Raw genomic sequence first — 19,960 nt, 5'->3', positions numbered from 1 at the left:
ATCAGCAAGATTTTGGTGAATATCCTACTAACACTAAACCTAGTTCGCCATTCTCTTCTTCTGCATGAATTGTGACGTCTGTTAATTGAGGAGCAATATCAGGATGAATGGCAACTTCGATTCCTTCAATTGTCTCTACAGCATCATCTTCTGTTGGTGCTTCTATGCCTACACCTAAATTAACTCCGCAGCATCCTGCAATACCGAAGAAACGAAGTGTTTTCACCTCTGAATCAGCTAATACCTGCTCAATATAATTTTTACCTTCTGGACTCATTTTCATTTGATTGTCTCTCCTTTAAGTTCATGTAACCCTTTTGTTCCAACTGGTGGCGTTTTTACCCATGGGATTGCCACGAATTGATTGTTGCTGATGGATTTAATTTCTTCTAGCCATTTTGTTTCGGCTTGTTGTTTTTGTATTAATGTTGGACTTGTTGTTTTGATAGATGAAAATGTCTGATTGACAACCCACCAACCAACAGCTAAACAAGCTCGCTGTAAATCTTCCTGTAAACGTGTTGCTTCAAAAACAGGTGTTGCTTCAGGCAGTGTTACGATTGCTACACTTGTATAACTTGCATCACGTAACCGTGGTAACAAGTTTGAAACAGCTGGAGGGATATCACCTTGCGAACGGCTTATTTCACGATGGTAAGCTTCTGTCGCATCTAGTAACAACAACGTATGGCCAGTTGGTGCTGTATCAATAATAATGACTTCATCTTGATGATTTTCTACAACATTGGCAAATGCTCGGAATACTGCAATTTCCTCAGTACAAGGAGAAGCTAAGTCTTCTTTCACAAATGCTAAGCCTTCTTCATTCATTGTTTCACTTGCTTTTGCAAGCACTTCTGCCTCATAATTTGCTACTTCTACCTTCGGATCAATACGACTTACCGTTACATTTTTAACTTTGTCATCACCGAACGTCCAATTTAAATGCGCTGCAGGATCAGTCGTAGTTAAATGCACGCGGATACCCTCTTCAGCTAAGCGTAGGGCAATATACGAAGCAACTGTTGTTTTACCAACACCACCTTTACCCATTGTAAAAATAAGCTTCGGTTTACGCTCTAAATAATCAGCAATCATTTCTTCTACTTCAGGGATTGTCATACCTTTGTCTGCTTTATTTTCATGTGTGATATCTTGATCTGTCATCCATGCTTGCATACGCTCAATACTTGATAAAGAGTATGGTACAAACGGTAAGTAGTATTGTTCAAATTGCTTTAACTCTTTAGGAATTATCTCTAATGCCTCGGTTTGGCGGGCAATGAATGCCTTCTCTATCTCATCATTAGAACTAATATTTTTCATATATCCGTTAATTAGTAAGACCTGATTTTGAATGCCGATTTCAAACAGTTCATGAGAAGCACGTGCTGCCTCTTTTAATGGGTTTACGTCTGGACGTGTCACAAGCATTAGTGTTGTTTGATTGGCATTTTTTAACCGTTCAACAGCCTCTTTATAGATTTCACGTTGCGGCTCTAGTCCTTTTAATGGACCTAAACATGAAGTACCAGTCGTGTTATCATCTAAAAACGTAGACCACGCAGAAGGAAGTTGTAATAGTCGCAATGTATGCCCTGTTGGAGCTGTATCAAACACGATTGTGTCGAAGTTTTCAATCACTGAACCATCTGTTAAAAGTGTAGCAAATTCGTTAAATGCAGCAATTTCAACAGTACAAGCGCCCGAAAGTTGCTCCTCCATGTTCTGAAGAACTACATCAGGCAGTTTCCCTCTGTACGGACCAACCATTTGATCTTTGTAATGTTGTGCTGCTTGTTCAGGATCTAAATTTAATGCAAATAAATTGTCTATACCTTTAATCTTTGACGGGCTATTAGAAAGTGTTTGACCGAAAATATCTTGTAAGTTAGATGCTGGGTCCGTACTAATTAATAGTACCTTTTTCCCTTCACATGCAATTGCTATTGATAAACTACAAGCTACAGACGTTTTTCCAACGCCCCCTTTCCCTGTGAAAAAGAGGAAAGGAGTATCCGGGAATCGACTTCTTGTAAAGCGTTCCATTTTTACGCATCTCCTTTTAGTGACAAGCGTACCTTTGGTTTTTGTAATAGTTCTTCTTTTGAAAGTCCTGACCATTGTGAAAATTGTTCATTTGTAGGGTATTTTCCTTTACAGAGTAACTCTCCATCTACAAACGTTGCTGGTAGAGCATCCATCCCTTCGGACATTAAAAGCTGATTAATTACCTCATTTTCTACAAAGGCATTTGGTTCATTTGTTAGATTAAATCGTTCAGCTTCTAAATTTGTTTTCTTTAAATTATTCATTACAAATGACATACGTAATAACTCTGGGTCAATAGATGGTCCACATAAGCCCGTAGAACAGCACATTGCTGGCTCATAAATATGAATTTTTTTCATTTTATTTCAACTCCTCTGCTACAAATTGTCCAATACGTTTTCCAATAGCATCACGTACGTTTTGGAAAACTTCCCACTTCTCTTCTTCTGTACCAGATGCTTTTGCCGGGTCTTCAAATCCCCAATGCTCACGACGAACATGAGATGGCGTCATCGGACATTTATCTGCTGCATCTCCACAAAGTGTAACAACTAGTGTTGCATTGTTTAATGTCTCAAAATCAATTAGATCAGATGTTTGATTCGAAATATCAATGCCTACCTCTGCCATTACTTTGATAGCTTTCGGGTTTACTCCATGTGCTTCAATACCAGCACTTTTCACTGTCCAATCAGTAGGTAATAACTTCCTTGCCCATCCCTCAGCCATTTGACTACGGCAAGAGTTCCCTGTACATAAGAAAAAAAGTGTGTTTGTCATAAAAAGTACTCCCTATAATTTAATAGTTTTAAAATATTTCTTTTGCCATCGTAGAGCAACCCATACAAGTCCAATGAGTACCGGTACTTCGACAAGTGGACCAATAACAGCGGCAAAAGCTACTCCACTATGAAGTCCAAAAACACCTACAGTTACAGCAATTGCCAACTCAAAATTGTTACTAGCCGCTGTAAAAGAAAGGGCTGCTGTCACAGGATACGATGCTCCTACTTTACGTGAAGAAAAGAATGAAACAGCAAACATTATCACAAAGTAAATAAATAATGGAATAGCAATTCGTACTACATCAAGTGGTAATTCCACTAATTTCTCACCCTTTAAGGCAAACATCATCACAATTGTGAACAAAAGTGCAATTAAAGTAAGTGGTGAAATCTTTGGTAAAAACTTTTCTTCATACCACTGCTTCCCTTTTGTCTTAATTCCTATTAATCGTGTTAAGAATCCAGCAGCAAATGGTATTCCTAAGTAAATAAGAACACTTTTCGTAATTTCCCACATAGAAATGGACACATTAAAATTTTTTAAACCAAACCAACCAGGTAATACATTTAAGAAAAAGTAGGCAAAAAACGAATATGTAAAAATCTGAAAAATAGAATTAAATGCAACCAGACCTGCTACATATTCTCGATCTCCACGAGCTAAATCATTCCACACGATTACCATTGCTATACATCGTGCTAAACCAATCATAATGAGCCCAGCCATATACTCTGGATAGTCTCGCAAGAAGATAATGGCTAAAAAGAACATTAAAAACGGTCCAAGTAACCAGTTTTGAAAAAGTGACAGTAAAAGAACTTTCCAATCCTTAAACACACGCCACATTTCTTCATATTTTACTTTTGCCAAAGGTGGATACATCATGACGATCAGCCCTATAGCAATCGGTATGGATGTTGTACCAACCGACATGGATTCTAATGCTTCACCAATATTAGGCATAGTAATACTGAATAGAACGCCAATACCCATCGCAACAAAAATCCAAAGAGTAAGGTAGCGATCTAAAAACGAAAGCTGTTTTGTTAAAGATTCATTACCCATTAACTTTCCTCCCCTATGTTTGTACAGTCAGAGCCACAATGGCATCCATTTAATGGCTCAATTTGTTCTAAAATCCCCTTCATAAGTAGTGTCTGTTCCTCCACTAAACGATAATGTTTCCATGTACCAACCTTTCGTTCAGTAATAATGCCAGCCTCCTTTAATTTTCTGAGATGCTGACTAACTGCTGGCTGTGAAATCCCTAGAACATCCACAAAATCACATACACAAACCTCCCCATTTTTCATGCATGCCAGTAATTTAATACGGTTCAGATCAGCTGCAGCCTTTAATTGTTTTTCAATTTGTGTGTTTTCCATCATATCTGCTCTCCTTATATAATCATTTGCTTATATAATATTTAAAATAAAATCACCGAACAGTACAGGTGGCTAAATAAATATATAACTATACACTTATATTATGTTTGTTGAAAAATAATTGCAATAGACTTTTACCCATTTTTTCTAAAAAATTTTGATACTAGACTCAGGCTTTCATTTTTCTTTCATTTGCGACATTTAACATTAAATGAACTTCAGTTGATACACATCTGTCTTCTATAAGATTTGCAAGATCAAATTTTTTTACTTTCTAACTAAAATATTCGTGTTTCATTTGACTAATAAAGTATCCAGACGATGGACCAATACTATTTTCATAGAATAAGAGCAACTAAAAACGCCAGGATCAATGATTTACTAATGATCCTGACGTTTCGTTCTATTATTTTCATTTCTTAAAAATTGTAAACTAGTGCGAGTGATTTGCTGGGCGTCTCACAAAAAATGCTAATAGCAGACCGATTACGGCCACAATCACAATAACCAAAAATGTAAATTGTGTACCTACTGCAACTAGTGTTTGAGGGGTTGCAGTAGAATGCTCTACTGTAAAGCGGTGTTGTCCTGTTGTCATGAGTGTAATTGCTAATGCTAAGAGATTTAAAAAAGGCTAAAGTCCATTATAAGCTCTATCGTGTGATGACGTTGTGGCTGTTTTTATGTATAGAAAACATAAATTTGTACACATTATTATTGAGTGTATCGCACGCACTTAGGTTGTGACGCTAGTTGACCGTCACGACCTCCCCATTTGTGGGTCATCCCATCCAGTGGCCCTTTTAACGTTAAAGTTTACTTATATTACATATCGAGGTGCTTTAAATGACTAAATTCGGCAAATGTTTATACATCGCTTTTTTTGTAACACTGTTTTTATTGACAACGGGTTGGGATTATTTCGAAAACAATAATTTGTCCTTGCTTGAAAATTTTTTCTTTTCCTTTTGGGTAGCAAGTTTTTTATTCATTGCCTTACTACTTAGAAGTAAAAAAGAAGAAATGGAAAAAAGCGAAAAACCAGAGGCAGAATAGATTATTCTATTCTGCTTTTTTCTTTACTTTCATATCTGGAATAAAGAGATAGTTCAGTCACTCTTTTTTCATTTCTTAAGGCCATGAACTAACCAACCTTAGTTATTAAATCATATAAATAGTAGTGTTAAGATAAACCATTTCCTTATGAACGCAATAATTATCATACGTTTTTCCTTCTTTAATTCCTTTATATTAAAAGGAGGAATCCAAAGTTATACATCTAAATTTATTGTCATTCCTACTGTCATTATGCTGGCTAATAGTTTTCTTTATCACAATTAACTCTACTCAATTCACACTATTTTTTGTATCTTACTTTCACTTAGATCCCCTAATATTTTTATTAGTAGCAACAATAATAACTTTTTTCCTTGCCAACTATGGATTGAAGAATGTAAACAATTTAACTACTATTGTTAGGGGACTTCTAACAATTGTTATAACTTTAATTCTATTGGTTATAATTTGTATCACATTGTTCGTAAGGAGTTTTTCAAGTTAAAACCAGATGGCGAATGTTTAATTGCACAAAGGTGTAAATATAAATTAGGATTAGTATTGGTCACTTTCTTTTTTTGAAGTGGCCCTTTTTAAGGAAAAAGCTCGAATTTCATTTCTTACATTTCCATAGTTGTAATGTTTTTAAATACAAGTACATACACTTGTTTTGGGATAGCAATCTGTTGCATGCATCGCCCCAAGTTGTTAATGCACTGTGCTATCCTGCAATCCATCGTAGCTATATAAACTAAAATTAGGACAAGATAATATATATTGTTATTAAAGCAATACTTAAGCTATAATGACCGCGATATGGCTTTTTTGTGATTTTCCACAACCCTAAGCTTATGGTGGTATTCATTATTTACTGCTTTTCTTTATTTTCATTTAGTTCCTTCTTTTGTTCCTTTTCTTCAGGTACTTCTAATTCTTCTTGACTAAACTCCATGCCGAACTCTTCTTGCTCTATTTCTTTTTTTTGCTTTTCTTTTGCCAATGTACTCACCTCCAATAACTATTAAATTGTCCGTTTTACGGCAATTTATACTATTTTTCGTAGGCTTAATTTCAAAAAGGTGTAACACCTTAAATATCAATTTGATTTTACGTCTTAATAAAACTAAATGTTGGTTAGTTCCAACGCCATTACATCTGTGCGCTTTAATCTACGCAGATGGTGGTTTGGTTGGCTTATCATTAACCCTTCATTAAGGTTCGTAGCAATTTTGAAAAAGAACAAGCGAACACCAAAAGACCAAGTACTCACTTTTGAGGAGCGCTTGAACTTATCCTGCTGAATGTACATGCGATTGTATTTGTGTTTGAATGCCCCCACCATTCTCTATAGGTCGACATTAGGTACAGCTGCATCCCTACGTCTGAGCCGTTCTGAACTTATTTGGATATTTTCTCTTCACTTATCCCGCTTCTAGTATCTGATTAAGCAACTATAAGATCATATCAAGTTCAAATCCTTCAGAACTAGTTTCCTGAATATAAAACAAAATCATTAAATCCGCACGGTTTGCATGACATTTTTAAAAATGTGATAAAAAAGTCAGGTCTTCCACTTACCAGCTTCAAGCTGCATCACTTACGGCATTTTTTTATTACGTTAAATAACTTTCAAATTTAATATCCGTGTTTTATTTCATCTAATTAGTATCCAGCAGATGGACGAATAGTATTTTTATGACAAAAACACGATTTTTTTTTTGTTTTTAATACAAAAAAGTTCGCTTTTGGGCTCTTTTTTGATATTTGCAAAAGTAGTCTCTAACTACATAACACCAAACCCACTTCTTCCAAACACTGTTTCTCACCGATACTTGTTTTTTCAAAGTATCTTGGTAGCCTTTAAACAATACAATATTGCATACATATAAACAGTATACCAAGGAAATATGGAACAGAAGATGAATTGTATATGATTGAGGTTCATACACTCAACGTAATTGGGGATCAAGTAAAAACTACATTCGTTGCACTACTAGGTAGCGTGGTATTATTTGTACCGCTTATAGTTGTCATCTTTATCATAGGCTTACAATCCGGTTTTGGGAATTTCAATTTACCATCTCCAGTGTATGCAGCTTATCTCGATTGGCGTGTGGATGGTAAATTTGAAATGATGACATTAGGTAAGTTTTTAGGACAATCCTTAATTTTGCTTTTCACCTGGTTTATCGTCATTATCAACGTTGTGCTATTTTTTTGCGAGTAATAATCGCTGTCGCTTTGCTACCAAAGAATTTTTAAGAGGCCATTAATGAACAAGAACAAAAATAAATTACTCCTACAAAATTTGAACAATACCATTCGGATGACTTTACTCTTGGAAACATTTTCTTTCTAGGAGAAAGAATCTGTACGAAAAGAGCATGACCTTTACTTTTATGAAGTAAAAGGCATGCTCTTTAAGTAATTATTGAAATTTAAATTATAATAGTCTAATTTACGTCTATTAGTTTTATTTGATTCATACGCTTCTCAGCTATTTCATCGATATTATTCAGATTTACCCCGTGCGCTTTTTTGTAAGTTAGTTTTGATCAGGTTCCATATAGTATGGATTTACATGGATAAGGACTTCCCCGACATCAGGGTATTTTTTTAATATCGCATTTTTTATGTCACGAGCTATATCATGGCCTTGTTTAATTGTTAAATCATGATTAAGCGATAAACGAATGTCTAGAAGCTTATAGTGACCGTGTTCTCTTGCACGAATTTTGTCTATTCGTTGCACTTGATTAAATTCATGAATAGTAACTTCATATTTGTCTAAAAGTTCCTGATCCACACTTTTTTCCATTAACACATCAACAGAAGGTTTAACTAATTCCATTGCGATTCTAAAAATAAAATAAGCTACTAAAGCACTGGCAATAGCGTCAGCGTATAACAAAAATGTCCATCCAATGGCATTTCCTATTATCGCTAAGAGGACACCGATAGATGCAGCAAGTGATGCAACAATATCACCTTTATGATCTAATGCAATCGCTATAATCGCCTTACTATTCCACTTTTTCCCCTGTTTTATAGAGTATCTATATAGTATTTCTTTCGCTATGTAAGAAATGATAGCTGCGATCAATGCACTGTATTGTGGTACACTAGGTTTTTCAAAAAATGCTAAAATTGCTTCTACTAAAATATATAGTGCAACTAATATTAAAATAATTCCAACGATTGCTTCACTAATAACCTCCGCCTTACCATGTCCAAAGGGATGATCCTTATCAGGTGGTTTATTAGAAATACCGACCACCGCTAGCACAGCAATCGAAGCAACTACATCTGCTCCAGAGTGAATCCCATCTGCAAAAACGGCCTCACTACCTCCAAAAAGACCAAAGAAGAGTTTACCTACCATAAGAATTATGTTGGATATAAGTGCAATCCATGCAACTCTTTTGCTAATTTGTTCTCTCTCACTAACCATTTATATCTCCTCCGAGTAAGAGTTTTATCCATAAAAAATGTGGGAAGAATTCTTCGCAAATACTCTTTACTCTTCTTCCTCCAATTAATACTCAACTATGATATCAGACGAATATCGTGTGGGTCTACAGCAATCTTTTTTACCATTACTAAATAAAATTCGAGCGTAAAAATAAGTTGCCTTAGACCAAGATTAATCAAATTAAAGGTTTCACGAAAATAGACATTTCACCCGAACTAGATGAGCCTTATAAAGTCGTTCACTTTTTGTACGGGCTCCTTTGCAAAGGAAGTGGAAGTAACAATGAACTACATTATAAAATTAGCGAATGAAACGACTTATCGGGTTTATGTGATATTAGAAATAATAAAGATTTATTCACAAAGTAATTTAAAACAATTAAAAACGTATACAAGAATTGTTTTAAAGAAGTTGTTGAACTAGCGGTTGCTTAGTTGAAGATTCGAGAAAACAGTCTTTCCCAAAGATCGTTGCTGTTAAAACTAAAAGGCAGATTTACTCTACAAAACGGGTAGAATAAATCTGCTTTTTTTGTTTTAAGCTTTGATGAGTGGAGACATCCCTAAAGTTGGCCTCTTATTTAAGAAATTTTACTATTTTTCTATTAGTTCTTTTTTCCATAAACGTTCCATATTTACTTCATTGTTCGTGTAATATAATACAAACACATCTGGATTACTAAGACTCTTCCAGCAATCAAAATCAAAGCTGTTATCATAATTCTTTAGCAGTAGAGACATTAAATTTCCATGAGTAACTATTATTGTGTTTTCAGATTCACTTTTAAAAACTTCATCTACAACTGCTACTATTCGATTCATAGCTTCTTTACTTGACTCTCCACCTTGAAATTTCAGCTCCAAATCATTGAATGTGGCTTTAAGTTTTTCAAGCCAATCAGGTAAATCCGTAGTACTAAGTGTACGTTCTGATAAACGTTCATCAATCTCTATGATTATGTTTGTTTCCTCACTAATCGGTTCTACTGACTGAATTGCACGTAAAAAAGGACTTGATATAATTCGATCAATTTCACTATTGGAGAAAAATCTAGATAAATAGTTTGCTTGTATCAATCCTTTTTCCGTAAGTTGTGACTCCGAAGATTGCCCCTGTGCTTCACAGTGCCTTACAATATATATCCGTTTATTCATACAAAGCCCTCCATTTATGTATAACTACTTTACATCTATGATAAATTGTAAGCAGTGATGACTAATGAATATGAATCAATGCCTTGGGGGTGGCATATAGTTCTTCAGTAATTAACCATAATACCACTTCGAGCTCATCGATTCCCCCATTCATATTCACAAAGAAAAACAATACCCACAACTTTTTCACCTGTAGTTGATCCATATCGCACTTTATCATGTAATAGCTATTCTACTTCTAATACAAAGGCATAGAAAGCGTCGCCATTAGATACATTCGCTTCCTTTTCATCCATCCACCAAACGCCATAAGAGTAATAATAAACGCCACGTTGTGTAGGTGCCGTAAAACGATTGTTTTTGACCACGACCTCAGTTTCCTTATTACCACTTATTTGCGCAACATGAAATTCATTTGGTTTTGTTTCATAGTCCAATTCAAGCGTTATGGTTTCACCTGATTTAACTTTTATAGGCTTTTGGCCTTCTAAAAGTTCAACTGGTCCAGCAGTATCAACGCATCCATTTTGCCAACAATAAGTACCGAGTGTAGTTTCATATTTTTTATTTTCAATCTCTATAAACGCTTTAGGAGGTTTTTCTCCCGACAATCCACCAGTATTTGAACACCCCGTTATAAATGTAAGTCCTAAAAGAGCTACTACATATAAAAAACATTTCTTCATGAACGTCCCCCCTTACCATTCGACGAACTCGTTTAAACTAAGTTACAAAACAGTTTCCATTTTATGTCGTAAAAATAGAATTTCTTCCTATAACACTTGGTCCAGTCTTTAGGTGTTCTTTCTATTCGGAGAGATGTTTGTGAAAATAGAAACGGCTGAGTTCTTGAATAACAAGAGTCTCAGCCGTTTGTTTAACCAGGATGCATGATCGTATTTACCCGCTTCAAGCCCTAGCTTAAATTGGATCATGATAGGTATTTAATTAATAGTACCTGTTGGGTGTAATGTAGTTCCTCCAATTGAAACTTTTATTTCTTTAGATAATGGAACATTGTATTCATCAATAATTGTTCTCCACCAATCCCATGCGAGACCTGTACATTCTCTCGCATAAATTCTTATATTTTTTGAATTAGGCGGTAGTGGTATTACAGTTGAGAAATAAGCCGTTTTGTCTTTCCAGTTTCCATTCCAAGTTTTATGGGATAGCACTTCATTGCCATTTTCATCATATGAAAATTCATCCCATGCTACTTCAAATTGAGCAACATATGCACCATAATGATCAAGGGTAATGCTGCCTTTAGAGTATTCTGTAGATGTCGTTTCGACATAATCTGTATTGTTATGAACAGCAGCAATTGAATTGTCCTTTAAGAAAACACTTGTATATGATATTGGGTATGCTGGATTTTTAAGACTAAACTCTGCATTATCTTTAATTATATTTCTAATATCATTAAAGTCTTTTGAGACAACTTGATTATGCTGTTGTGAATCTCCGCCTAATACTACTGCAGTAAAAGAACTTTCTTCAAAAATATCTTTATATTGTCCACTAGTTTCTACATTCGTATTCACATTATTAAGTAAGGCTTTAAATGCAGCTTGTACATCCTTGCTCTTAGAGCTTGTTTCTAATTTCACATAAATTGTTCTGCCATAAGCCACATTTGACACCATAACGGGAGGAGCTTCATTACTTACCCCTTTACGCGTTAACTCTTCAAAAGTCACACTGTCATCAAAAAGGTCTGATGGATTATTAGGTAGTTCTGCACTTACGGTATAAAATATTTGTTTATATGCCGCAACCATCACTTTTTTCTCTCCATTAGCAATTGCATTAAAGTCAATTCCTAATGAATTATCAAGAACTTTGGCGTTCACATTTAGCGTACTTGCTATTTGAGATTTGCTATAAACCATAGACTCTGAATATTGTAGTCTTGCAGGTAAAGTATGGGTTGTTGAATATTTTTCACTCCAAGTAGATACTAGCTCATCTACTGCACCAGAAACATTACCATATGTAGGATTATCCACGGTCGTAGTATTTTCTCTTTTCATACCAGGTAAATCTATGCTTATATTTAGCGGTTTTCTTTTCGCCACTAATAAACTAGGTTGATTGTCTACAAAAGCTTGATTTGCAAGTTGTAATGCTCCTGGATAAGTACGATTCGCCATAGAATCGATAATTGAAATATCCACTGGTGAGGTTGTAAGTGATTTTTTGTTACGTTCCACCACTATAAACTTATCATTTGAGTTAATACCTTCTTTTGGTACGAAACTATCAATCTTATCTCCTTTCACAGCTAAAACCTCGTTATTATTGTAGTTCATGTTTGCTATACCCGAATCAATGTCATTCGATTTGCTTTTCTCACTAGAATGCGTATCAAGTGTTTCAGCAAAGGAAATAACCGGATAATTTATCATGCATAAAATAACAGATAAGCCTACTAGAAATTTTATTACGTTAAAACGATTTTTATTTCCCAAAATTACCACTCCTTTTTAAGGAAATTATACCATAAAATTATTTCAGTCGAGTATAGTAATTTAGTACCTTGATTGCATGTTAAATAACTAACGAATAGTGAAAATAGCATATTTAAGTTGTCGGCTTTAATGTTAAATATATATTCGACTAATTCTCCCTCTACAAGCTTAAAGAAATCTACATTGTCGTGCTAGTAGATGTCAAAGCTCCTCTGCGCATTACTAAATTTGATATTAATTCTCTGATGAAATATACGGGTCTCTATAAGAATAATGTTATAATATAAGAAATAATTTTATTAAAGAAGGTACGTATATGGAGATACGACAGCTTGAATACTTTTTAGTACTATGTAGTGAGCTTCATTTTACAAAGGCTGCCGAAAAATTGAATATTTCTCAACCGACGCTTAGCCATCAAATTAAAGTATTAGAAAATGAACTGGGCATTCCGCTATTCGATCGTCTAGGGAAAAAAATAGCGATTACAGAAGCAGGTAAAATATTGCATGAACAATGTACCCATATATTTCGAGCGATAGATAATACAAGCAATCAGATAATTGAACTGAAAGAATTAAAAGCCGGGAAATTAGTGATAGGTACACTACCTGGTGAATTAACCAATTTAGTGTCGGACTATTTGTTAGACTATCATCTTGAATATTCAGATTTACAAATTTGCATAAATAGCACAGATGATTTATTAAAACAGTTCAAAGACAATAAAATAGATTTTGCGATTTCCTATAAACAAGAATATTTCGATTATGAGGATGAGCAGCTTCTAATAATTCCATTGTTTACTGAAGAATTACTATTCGTTGCGCATATCGAGCATCCACTTTTAGCATCAAAAAAAATAGCATTGCAAGATGTTTTAGAGCTTCCGCTTATATTATTTCCAACTATCCATCAATGTAGGAAAGTAATTGATAGTGCAGCGCGCAAAGAAAAGCTTCATGTGAAACCTAAAATAGAGACAGCTAGTGTTCAAGCCATTTTTAAACTAGTTGAACAAAATGTCGGGGCGACAATTATTTCGAAAACATTGTGTAACCAATATAAAACAAATACTATTTGTGAGCGACCGATCTATAATCCACCATTAACGCGAGAAATTGTACTTCTATATAGAAAAGATAAATTCATTAATTTTGCGGCGAAAGCTTTTATTCGTTTAATGGTTGAGGGACTTGAAAAAGCTGGCTTTTCAATTTCAGAAAAAAGTCAACTATTGATTCAATCATTGATAAAATCTCAATAAGAAATCCACTAATCACAATACTATGGCTGTGATTAGTGGATTCTATTTTTCTACTGACTAAACACTATGCCTAGCCAACATTGCCTTATTTTTTCATTGTCTTAGCTTTCTCTAGATGAACATGCCAAGACAGCGCCTCTTCTAATAAATGAGGTGTGTGATGATTACCAGTCTTCTCTACAGCAGCATTATAATACGCCCACAATTGAGGACGATAATCAGGATGTGCACAATTATTAATTAACAAAGGCACGCGTTCTTTTGGTGCTAAACCACGTAAATCGGCTACCCCGAATTCTGTAACAATGACGTCCACATCATGCTCTGTATGGTCCACGTGAGATACCATAGGAACGATACTTGAGATATTACCACCTTTCGCATAGGATTTTGTGACGAATATTCCTAAACGCGCATTACGAGCGAAATCACCGGATCCTCCAATGCCATTCATCATTTTTGAACCTGAAACATGTGTTGAGTTTACATTTCCGTAAATATCTACTTCAAGTGCTGTATTGACGGAAATTAACCCTAAACGGCGAATAATTTCAGGATGATTGGATATTTCTTGAGGTCGTAAAAGTAAACAGTCTCTATAGTTTTCTAGCTGACTATAAACTTGCTCACCACGTTCCTGTGATAGTGTAATGGACGTGCCTGAAGCGGATTTCACTTTTCCCGCTTCAATTAATTCAAATACGGCGTCCTGTAACACCTCTGAATATATTTCTAAATCTTCAAACTCTGATTCTAAAAAACCATTTAATACTGCATTTGCTACTGATCCTACGCCTGATTGGATCGGTGCTAATGTTTTTGTTAAACGACCAGCCTTAACTTCATCACGTAAAAAATTGAGTAAATGCTCTGCCATTTTAGCGGTTTCCTCATCTGGCTGTACAATTGTTGATGGAGCATCTGTTTTTTCAGAGAGTACTATGCCACTTACCTTACTAATATCTAATGGGATACCAACTGTTCCAATTCGCTCACCTGCACTATTTAAAGGAATAGGACTTCTCTTCCCTTGTACATCAGGTATATAAATATCATGGATCCCCTCTAGAGAGTCAGGGTGCGAAACATTTAGTTCAATAATAATTTCATTTGCCATTTGCATAATAATTGGAGAGTTTCCTACAGAGGTTGTAGGTATCAGCAAGCCAGCTTCCGTAATTGCAGTAGCTTCAATGATGGCAAAGTCAATTGGTCCTACAATTCCTTGACGAATTAACTCTGCATTATGCGAAACATGCGCATCTGTATACAGCACTTCTCCACTATTTATCAAACGACGAATAGCTGGATCACCTTGATAAGGTGCTCGCTTACGAATAATGCCAGCTTCAGCCATCTGTTGATCTACCTCTGGACCAAGTGAAGCTCCTGTATAAACATCAACTTGGAATTTTTCCTCTTTTGCTTTTTCTACAAGCGCTAGTGGTACTACTTTTGCATCTCCAGCCCTTGTAAAGCCACTCATCCCTAATAACATTCCATCTTTTATCCAAGAGGCCGCTTCTTGAGCTGATACAACTTTATCTTGTAATGCAACATGACGAATTTTCTTATGTGCTAGTTTTAACATATATATGAATCCCCTTATCTACTATCAATTTTTATTCTGACCAAGGTGAGTGCAAGACGCAGTCACAAAAGTTCTTAGATTTATAATTTGGAATGAACAATGCACAAACATCAGATTTAATATTGCCAAATGTTGTTTCGGGTTTATGTTTGAATCCTTCAAAAAATGCTGGCAAAATTTTTTGTTTAAATTGGTTACGTGGGAATGCATGTATAATTTCATTTCGTTCTTCATGCGTTAAATCATGATAACCGTCTCCCATTACATCAAGACCTACTCCGGCATACAGCAAAGCGACTTCATTTTCTTTATGCTCAGCTACACCGATTGTAGTATGTAGTGCGATGGCATCCCAAACGAGTTGTATTGAAGCATCATCAATATGATGGTGTGCTAGAAATTGACGTGCAGCATTTGCACCATCCACCTCAAATCGTTTATCTAGGCTGCTGAATTGTTTTGTTAAACCTAAATCATGAAACAAAGCACTTACATATAGTAGCTCTTCATCATATTTCCGCTGAGCTTTTTTACCTTGTAGAGCCCCAAACATATAAACACGATTTGAGTGATTCCAAAGTAATTCTGAACCATGTTCTTTTAAAATATCCTGAGCTTCCAATGCCAAACGGCTATCAGGTATTTTAATACCAGCAATATTTGTCATCCGTATTACCTCCCCATTAAAAATAACTATTGCTTATAAAAAAATTATAAGAATCAAATTACTATATATCAATTCTATAATTTCTATAATAACCATAGATATTTTCTATGATTACTTCCGTAGATTATTTCTATAATTGAAAAGTCCTCTACAGGTTATTTTGTAGAGGACTTCTAACTGTAAATCACAATATAATTAGGGTTCAAACAGAACTTTTGAAATGGACAGATTTTGTCGTAAAGTAAATATTTTATATCATTGATCACTATTCCACTTTAACTTGCCCCATCATACCATTTTCTTCATGCTCAAGAATATGACAATGGAACATGTAAATGCCTTTGTTATTAAATTTCACAGCTAATCTTACTGTTTCTCCAGCATCTATTGCGACAGTATCTTTCCAACCATATTCGTTTGTCGGAGGTTCTTTACCATCGATGGAGAGAATTTTAAACTGAGTACCATGTATATGGAATGGATGTGTCATGCCGCCCATCATATCTGGTTTATTATAAATTTCCCATATTTCAGTCTCTCCTTGTTTTTGCGTAAAGTCGATTCGATTCATATCAAATTGTTTATTATTAATAGTGACCATCTTTCCCATTCCGAAAAGTTCCAGCTTTTTAGAAACTGGCAATTTTCTTTCTTCATCGGTTACTACATAATTATTTAAGTTTTTGAGAGAATCACTAGATGTTTCTGATTTTTTATCGACGATATTAAATGATAGTAATTTAGTGTCTTCTTCATTCATTAAAGCTATATCCGTTGACACATTGTATGTTGAAAAATCAATTATAATTTCGGCACGTTCGCCTGGCGTTAATGATAGTTCATTCATCGAAATTGGTTTATTTACAAAGCCACCATCAGTAGCTATTTGTTGAAATGAATCTCCTGTATTTAATTTAAATGTATAGTTACGGGCATTTGACCCGTTTAATAAACGTAAACGGACCTTTTCTTTGCCAACTGTTAGCTTAGGATTAACTGTGCCATTTATTAACAAAGTATCACCTATAGTACCATCCTCATTCATTGCAGCTTTAAAATTTAATTGTTTATTATCGTCAAATTTTCTATCTTGGAATACTAAAGGGAAATCATTCACACCATATTCACTTGGTAAGCCTAGTTTTTTAGAATGTTCATCTTCTACATATATTAATCCTGCTAAACCTTTATATACTTGTTCCGCAGTCGCTCCTACAGGATGAGGATGGAACCATAATGTCGATGCTCCTTGTTTTACAGTAAACTTCACATTTTTCGTATCTCCAGGTTGTAATAGATGATGCGGACCTCCGTCTCCTTCTCCTGGTATATCTACACCATGCCAATGAAATGTCGTTGGCTCTGATAGTTGATTGTTTGTTTTAAACGTTACTTTTTGACCTTCATTTATTTTAATGACAGGACCTAAATACGAGCCATTATAGCCATATGTTTCGGTGTTAATGCCTTTGAAAATTTCACTTGTTCCTTGTTGCGCAGTAATAGTAAAAATGCCATCTTTTGCTTCTAGTAAAGGTGGAAGAGCCAGTTCATTTTCTCCAGTCGAATGATTTAATGCTAATGGATTCGTATGGCTCTCATGTCCATTCATTGTTTCCATATTTTTTCCCGACATATTGGAATGATCCATCCCCTCCATATTCGACATTTCTTCTTTTGTCATCTTGGAATGGTCCATCGTTTCATCAGATTTTGAACTACTAGCACTACATCCCCCAATGATCACACTACTCACTAGTAAAGAAGTAATCAAAAATTTAAGCTTCATGATGTTTCCTCCTTGCATTTCAATACAAATTAACTGTAGCAAATAAATATGAAGAAATTATGGAGTTACAAGATCATACTTGAAAAACATCATGATAACTCTTTGGACAATAAAAAAAGATATCCATGTCAAAATTGACTTTGGACATCTAATTAATATTACTTTATAATACTTTGCGCTTCATTAGCCCCATTTATATCCGATTCCCCAAACGGTATTAATAAAATTATCACTTGGAAAACCAGCATTCACTAATTTTTCTCTTAAATTTCGAATATGAGAGTCTATTGTTCGTGTATCGATATCTGTATCATATTCCCATGCAGAACGTAATAATTCTTCTCTAGTATACGTTTTAGATGGTCGGGAAATTAAAGTGTTTATAATGTTAAATTCTTTTAACGTCAGCTGAACAGTTAAATCCTGATAGTGTAAGGAGTACGTTTCTTTATCCAACGTAAAATCTTTGTAACTAATAATTTTATTCTCATCACGATAAGTTCGACGTAGTATCGCATTTACTCTTGCAAGCAACTCTCGTTCGTCAAAAGGCTTCGAAATATAATCATCCGCTCCTGTATTTAGCCCCTTTGCTAAATCTACTTTATCGGATCGTGCCGTTAGCATAATAATTGGAACATTCGAGAATTCGCGGATTGCTTCACAAACGTCCCATCCATCCATTTCGGGCATCATAACATCTAAGATGATAAGAGCTATGTCTTCTTTCTTTACGAGCTCAATTGCGTTTATGCCACTTGTTTCCTTTATGCAATTAAAACCATATGGCAATAGAAATAATTCAACTAAATCCAACATTCTTAGTTCATCATCAACTAATAAAATTGTTTTCATTTATATTCCTATCTCCTTCTATATTGTGATTGTAAATGTACTGCCTTCGCCTAAATTGCTTTTCACTTTAATTGTACCGCCATGGGCCTCAACTAGTTCTTTAACTATAGCAAGTCCTATTCCTGAACCCCCAAAAGTTCGCGAACGTGATTTTTCCACTCTGTATAATTTTTCGAAAATCAATTCCAGTTCGTCTGAAGGAATACCGATCCCTTCATCCATTACGTTTATTACGGTTCTTTCTTCTTGTTTCATTGCTTCTACTTTAACTTTTGTGTTTTTATTTGAATACTTCAAAGCATTATCTAATAAATTTAGCATAATTTGCTCCAGGCGTATGGAATCTGCGTATATTTCAAAGTCCTCTTCGCAAACAAGAATTAACTTTATGTTATTCATGTCAAAAGAAGGTGCAACTCGCTTACATATATTATCTAGAAATAGACGTGCAGAAAAATATTCCTTTGACACACTAAACGTGTTTTGATCCATTTTTGCTAATTCTAATAAGTTTTTTACAAGTTCTTTCATTCGATTTGACTCTTCAGTAATAATTTCAAGATAGTGATTTCGATCATTTTCGTTCAAATTTTCTCTCATGGCTACTTTTGAATACCCCATTAAATAGGTTAAGGGTGTGCTTAATTCGTGCGCTATTGATGCCAGAAATTCATTTCTTTCTTTTTGTAACCTTTCTAAATCATCGGCTAACTTCTGAATTGATCTTGCTAACTCACCTAGTTCGTCTTTTCCTACATTGGCAAGACTTACATTAAAGTCGCCATGACTTAATTTTTCAGTAGCTGCTTTCATACGCAATAAAGGTCTCGTTAAGACTTTCGATAATAATGCGTATATAGCAAGAAGAACGACAATGCTAGTAATACCAGATATGAAAAAGTGTTTATTCAAATTATGAACCATTTCTTTGATAGCACTTGTACTTTGAAACATGACCACATAACCAGATTGATCTTTATTTATTTTATAAGGGTGCACGCTGACTATATATGGAGAGTTTCGCCAGTCTGCTACTAGTATTTGATCCTTTGTTTTACTTAGATTTTTTACGAAAGGCAGGTATTCTTCTACTATTGTGTTATTTAAAGTGGAACGACCTATAATACGACCGTTTTTATCTGTGATCATGACTTCTCGATCTTTATTCTTTTCCATTAACACGATATGCTTTATAGTCATATCTGAATAATTCTCGAGTAATACATCTCTATGATTTTCTCCATTTGCTAATAAACTGGCTAGCTCTTCTTCAACTTTCGACTTAATAATATTTCGATGTAGGTAAAACATAAGAAATAATTCCATGATTAGCACGACTACAAAAAAACTAGCTGCTAATTTAGTAGAGATTTTATTCACCTTATTGCATACTCCTCCTTACCTCGCGTTTT

At 34.8% G+C, this 19,960-nt stretch carries 19 protein-coding genes; 2 read left to right on the top strand and 17 right to left on the bottom strand.

Features of this window, described 5'->3' with window-relative positions; translation table 11 throughout:
• Position 1: 1 nt before the first annotated feature.
• The 8 genes from ACFTQ7_RS10350 to ACFTQ7_RS10315 form a co-directional block, all read right to left on the bottom strand.
• Positions 2 to 283, bottom strand: a complete 282-nt coding sequence (locus ACFTQ7_RS10350) for a Fe-S cluster assembly protein HesB (RefSeq protein ID WP_386828479.1) — start codon at positions 281 to 283, stop codon at positions 2 to 4.
• A complete protein-coding gene (arsA, locus tag ACFTQ7_RS10345) occupies positions 280 to 2,049 on the bottom strand; it encodes an arsenical pump-driving ATPase (RefSeq protein WP_386828478.1) in 1,770 nt (589 codons plus the stop codon). The genes ACFTQ7_RS10350 and arsA overlap by 4 nt, the downstream gene beginning before the upstream one ends.
• A 2-nt stretch (positions 2,050 to 2,051) precedes the next feature.
• Entirely contained in the window at positions 2,052 to 2,411 is a 360-nt protein-coding gene (arsD, locus tag ACFTQ7_RS10340) for an arsenite efflux transporter metallochaperone ArsD (RefSeq protein ID WP_386828477.1), read from the bottom strand.
• A 1-nt stretch (position 2,412) separates the two neighbouring features.
• Positions 2,413 to 2,832, bottom strand: a complete 420-nt coding sequence (gene arsC, locus ACFTQ7_RS10335; protein WP_386828476.1) for an arsenate reductase (thioredoxin) — start codon at positions 2,830 to 2,832, stop codon at positions 2,413 to 2,415.
• Positions 2,833 to 2,844: 12 nt separating this feature from the next.
• Positions 2,845 to 3,903: an ACR3 family arsenite efflux transporter gene (arsB, locus tag ACFTQ7_RS10330; protein ID WP_386828475.1), complete on the bottom strand. Its 1,059-nt coding sequence runs from the start codon at positions 3,901 to 3,903 to the stop codon at positions 2,845 to 2,847.
• Positions 3,903 to 4,223: an ArsR/SmtB family transcription factor gene (locus tag ACFTQ7_RS10325; protein WP_386828525.1), complete on the bottom strand. Its 321-nt coding sequence runs from the start codon at positions 4,221 to 4,223 to the stop codon at positions 3,903 to 3,905. Before ACFTQ7_RS10325 ends, arsB begins: the two co-directional genes overlap by 1 nt.
• A gap of 433 nt (positions 4,224 to 4,656) precedes the next feature.
• Positions 4,657 to 4,821: a hypothetical protein gene (locus tag ACFTQ7_RS10320; protein ID WP_386828474.1), complete on the bottom strand. Its 165-nt coding sequence runs from the start codon at positions 4,819 to 4,821 to the stop codon at positions 4,657 to 4,659.
• A 1,326-nt stretch (positions 4,822 to 6,147) separates the two neighbouring features.
• Positions 6,148 to 6,279 carry a hypothetical protein gene (locus ACFTQ7_RS10315; RefSeq protein WP_386828473.1) on the bottom strand — a complete coding sequence of 44 codons (132 nt, stop codon included), beginning with the start codon at positions 6,277 to 6,279 and terminating at the stop codon, positions 6,148 to 6,150.
• Positions 6,280 to 7,209: 930 nt separating this feature from the next.
• Here ACFTQ7_RS10315 and ACFTQ7_RS10310 point away from each other — a divergent pair.
• Positions 7,210 to 7,506 (top strand): hypothetical protein, encoded by a 297-nt coding sequence (locus ACFTQ7_RS10310; RefSeq protein ID WP_386828471.1) that lies wholly within the window; start codon positions 7,210 to 7,212, stop codon positions 7,504 to 7,506.
• Between the two features lie 318 nt (positions 7,507 to 7,824).
• Here the strand turns inward: ACFTQ7_RS10310 and ACFTQ7_RS10305 are convergent, their stop codons facing one another.
• From ACFTQ7_RS10305 to ACFTQ7_RS10290, 4 genes are all read right to left on the bottom strand, one after another.
• On the bottom strand, positions 7,825 to 8,730 hold the full coding sequence (locus ACFTQ7_RS10305) for a cation diffusion facilitator family transporter (RefSeq protein WP_386828469.1): 906 nt from the start codon (positions 8,728 to 8,730) through the stop codon (positions 7,825 to 7,827).
• Positions 8,731 to 9,344: 614 nt separating this feature from the next.
• Positions 9,345 to 9,905 carry a histidine phosphatase family protein gene (locus tag ACFTQ7_RS10300; protein WP_386828467.1) on the bottom strand — a complete coding sequence of 187 codons (561 nt, stop codon included), beginning with the start codon at positions 9,903 to 9,905 and terminating at the stop codon, positions 9,345 to 9,347.
• Positions 9,906 to 10,132: 227 nt separating this feature from the next.
• The gene (locus ACFTQ7_RS10295; protein WP_386828466.1) at positions 10,133 to 10,591 is read right to left on the bottom strand and encodes a hypothetical protein; all 459 of its coding nucleotides are present in this window, start codon (positions 10,589 to 10,591) and stop codon (positions 10,133 to 10,135) included.
• A 258-nt stretch (positions 10,592 to 10,849) separates the two neighbouring features.
• Positions 10,850 to 12,316 carry a thiol-activated cytolysin family protein gene (locus ACFTQ7_RS10290; protein ID WP_386828523.1) on the bottom strand — a complete coding sequence of 489 codons (1,467 nt, stop codon included), beginning with the start codon at positions 12,314 to 12,316 and terminating at the stop codon, positions 10,850 to 10,852.
• 379 nt (positions 12,317 to 12,695) lie between these two features.
• Here ACFTQ7_RS10290 and ACFTQ7_RS10285 point away from each other — a divergent pair, with 379 nt between their 5' ends.
• Entirely contained in the window at positions 12,696 to 13,646 is a 951-nt protein-coding gene (locus tag ACFTQ7_RS10285) for a LysR family transcriptional regulator (RefSeq protein WP_386828464.1), read from the top strand.
• An 85-nt stretch (positions 13,647 to 13,731) separates the two neighbouring features.
• Here ACFTQ7_RS10285 and scpC read toward each other — a convergent pair whose 3' ends face one another.
• From scpC to ACFTQ7_RS10260, 5 genes are all read right to left on the bottom strand, one after another.
• Positions 13,732 to 15,237, bottom strand: a complete 1,506-nt coding sequence (gene scpC / locus ACFTQ7_RS10280) for a succinyl-CoA:acetate CoA-transferase ScpC (RefSeq protein WP_386828462.1) — start codon at positions 15,235 to 15,237, stop codon at positions 13,732 to 13,734.
• A gap of 31 nt (positions 15,238 to 15,268) precedes the next feature.
• The gene (locus ACFTQ7_RS10275) at positions 15,269 to 15,904 is read right to left on the bottom strand and encodes an HD domain-containing protein (RefSeq protein ID WP_386828460.1); all 636 of its coding nucleotides are present in this window, start codon (positions 15,902 to 15,904) and stop codon (positions 15,269 to 15,271) included.
• 265 nt (positions 15,905 to 16,169) lie between these two features.
• On the bottom strand, positions 16,170 to 17,693 hold the full coding sequence (locus ACFTQ7_RS10270) for a multicopper oxidase family protein (RefSeq protein WP_386828458.1): 1,524 nt from the start codon (positions 17,691 to 17,693) through the stop codon (positions 16,170 to 16,172).
• Positions 17,694 to 17,876: 183 nt separating this feature from the next.
• On the bottom strand, positions 17,877 to 18,548 hold the full coding sequence (locus tag ACFTQ7_RS10265; protein WP_386828457.1) for a response regulator transcription factor: 672 nt from the start codon (positions 18,546 to 18,548) through the stop codon (positions 17,877 to 17,879).
• 18 nt (positions 18,549 to 18,566) lie between these two features.
• Entirely contained in the window at positions 18,567 to 19,928 is a 1,362-nt protein-coding gene (locus ACFTQ7_RS10260; protein WP_386828455.1) for a HAMP domain-containing sensor histidine kinase, read from the bottom strand.
• Positions 19,929 to 19,960: the final 32 nt, after the last annotated feature.

The organism is Lysinibacillus sp. NPDC056959 (genome assembly GCF_042674095.1).
GTDB classification, from domain to species: domain Bacteria; phylum Bacillota; class Bacilli; order Bacillales_A; family Planococcaceae; genus Lysinibacillus; species Lysinibacillus zambalensis.
The sequence above is the reverse complement of the archived record's forward strand: the minus strand, read 5'-3'. Positions and strand labels throughout refer to the sequence as shown.

Coding starts and splice junctions, on each gene's coding strand:
- ACFTQ7_RS10295 (WP_386828466.1), bottom strand. CDS start 10,591: ATGAAGAAATGTTTTTTATATGTAGTAGCTCTTTTAGGACTTACATTT.
- ACFTQ7_RS10290 (WP_386828523.1), bottom strand. CDS start 12,316: ATGATAAATTATCCGGTTATTTCCTTTGCTGAAACACTTGATACGCAT.
- ACFTQ7_RS10320 (WP_386828474.1), bottom strand. CDS start 4,821: ATGACAACAGGACAACACCGCTTTACAGTAGAGCATTCTACTGCAACC.
- ACFTQ7_RS10285 (WP_386828464.1), top strand. CDS start 12,696: ATGGAGATACGACAGCTTGAATACTTTTTAGTACTATGTAGTGAGCTT.
- arsB (WP_386828475.1), bottom strand. CDS start 3,903: ATGGGTAATGAATCTTTAACAAAACAGCTTTCGTTTTTAGATCGCTAC.
- arsD (WP_386828477.1), bottom strand. CDS start 2,411: ATGAAAAAAATTCATATTTATGAGCCAGCAATGTGCTGTTCTACGGGC.
- ACFTQ7_RS10350 (WP_386828479.1), bottom strand. CDS start 283: ATGAAAATGAGTCCAGAAGGTAAAAATTATATTGAGCAGGTATTAGCT.
- ACFTQ7_RS10325 (WP_386828525.1), bottom strand. CDS start 4,223: ATGGAAAACACACAAATTGAAAAACAATTAAAGGCTGCAGCTGATCTG.
- arsC (WP_386828476.1), bottom strand. CDS start 2,832: ATGACAAACACACTTTTTTTCTTATGTACAGGGAACTCTTGCCGTAGT.
- ACFTQ7_RS10310 (WP_386828471.1), top strand. CDS start 7,210: ATGATTGAGGTTCATACACTCAACGTAATTGGGGATCAAGTAAAAACT.
- arsA (WP_386828478.1), bottom strand. CDS start 2,049: ATGGAACGCTTTACAAGAAGTCGATTCCCGGATACTCCTTTCCTCTTT.
- ACFTQ7_RS10305 (WP_386828469.1), bottom strand. CDS start 8,730: ATGGTTAGTGAGAGAGAACAAATTAGCAAAAGAGTTGCATGGATTGCA.
- scpC (WP_386828462.1), bottom strand. CDS start 15,237: ATGTTAAAACTAGCACATAAGAAAATTCGTCATGTTGCATTACAAGAT.
- ACFTQ7_RS10270 (WP_386828458.1), bottom strand. CDS start 17,693: ATGAAGCTTAAATTTTTGATTACTTCTTTACTAGTGAGTAGTGTGATC.
- ACFTQ7_RS10265 (WP_386828457.1), bottom strand. CDS start 18,548: ATGAAAACAATTTTATTAGTTGATGATGAACTAAGAATGTTGGATTTA.
- ACFTQ7_RS10275 (WP_386828460.1), bottom strand. CDS start 15,904: ATGACAAATATTGCTGGTATTAAAATACCTGATAGCCGTTTGGCATTG.
- ACFTQ7_RS10300 (WP_386828467.1), bottom strand. CDS start 9,905: ATGAATAAACGGATATATATTGTAAGGCACTGTGAAGCACAGGGGCAA.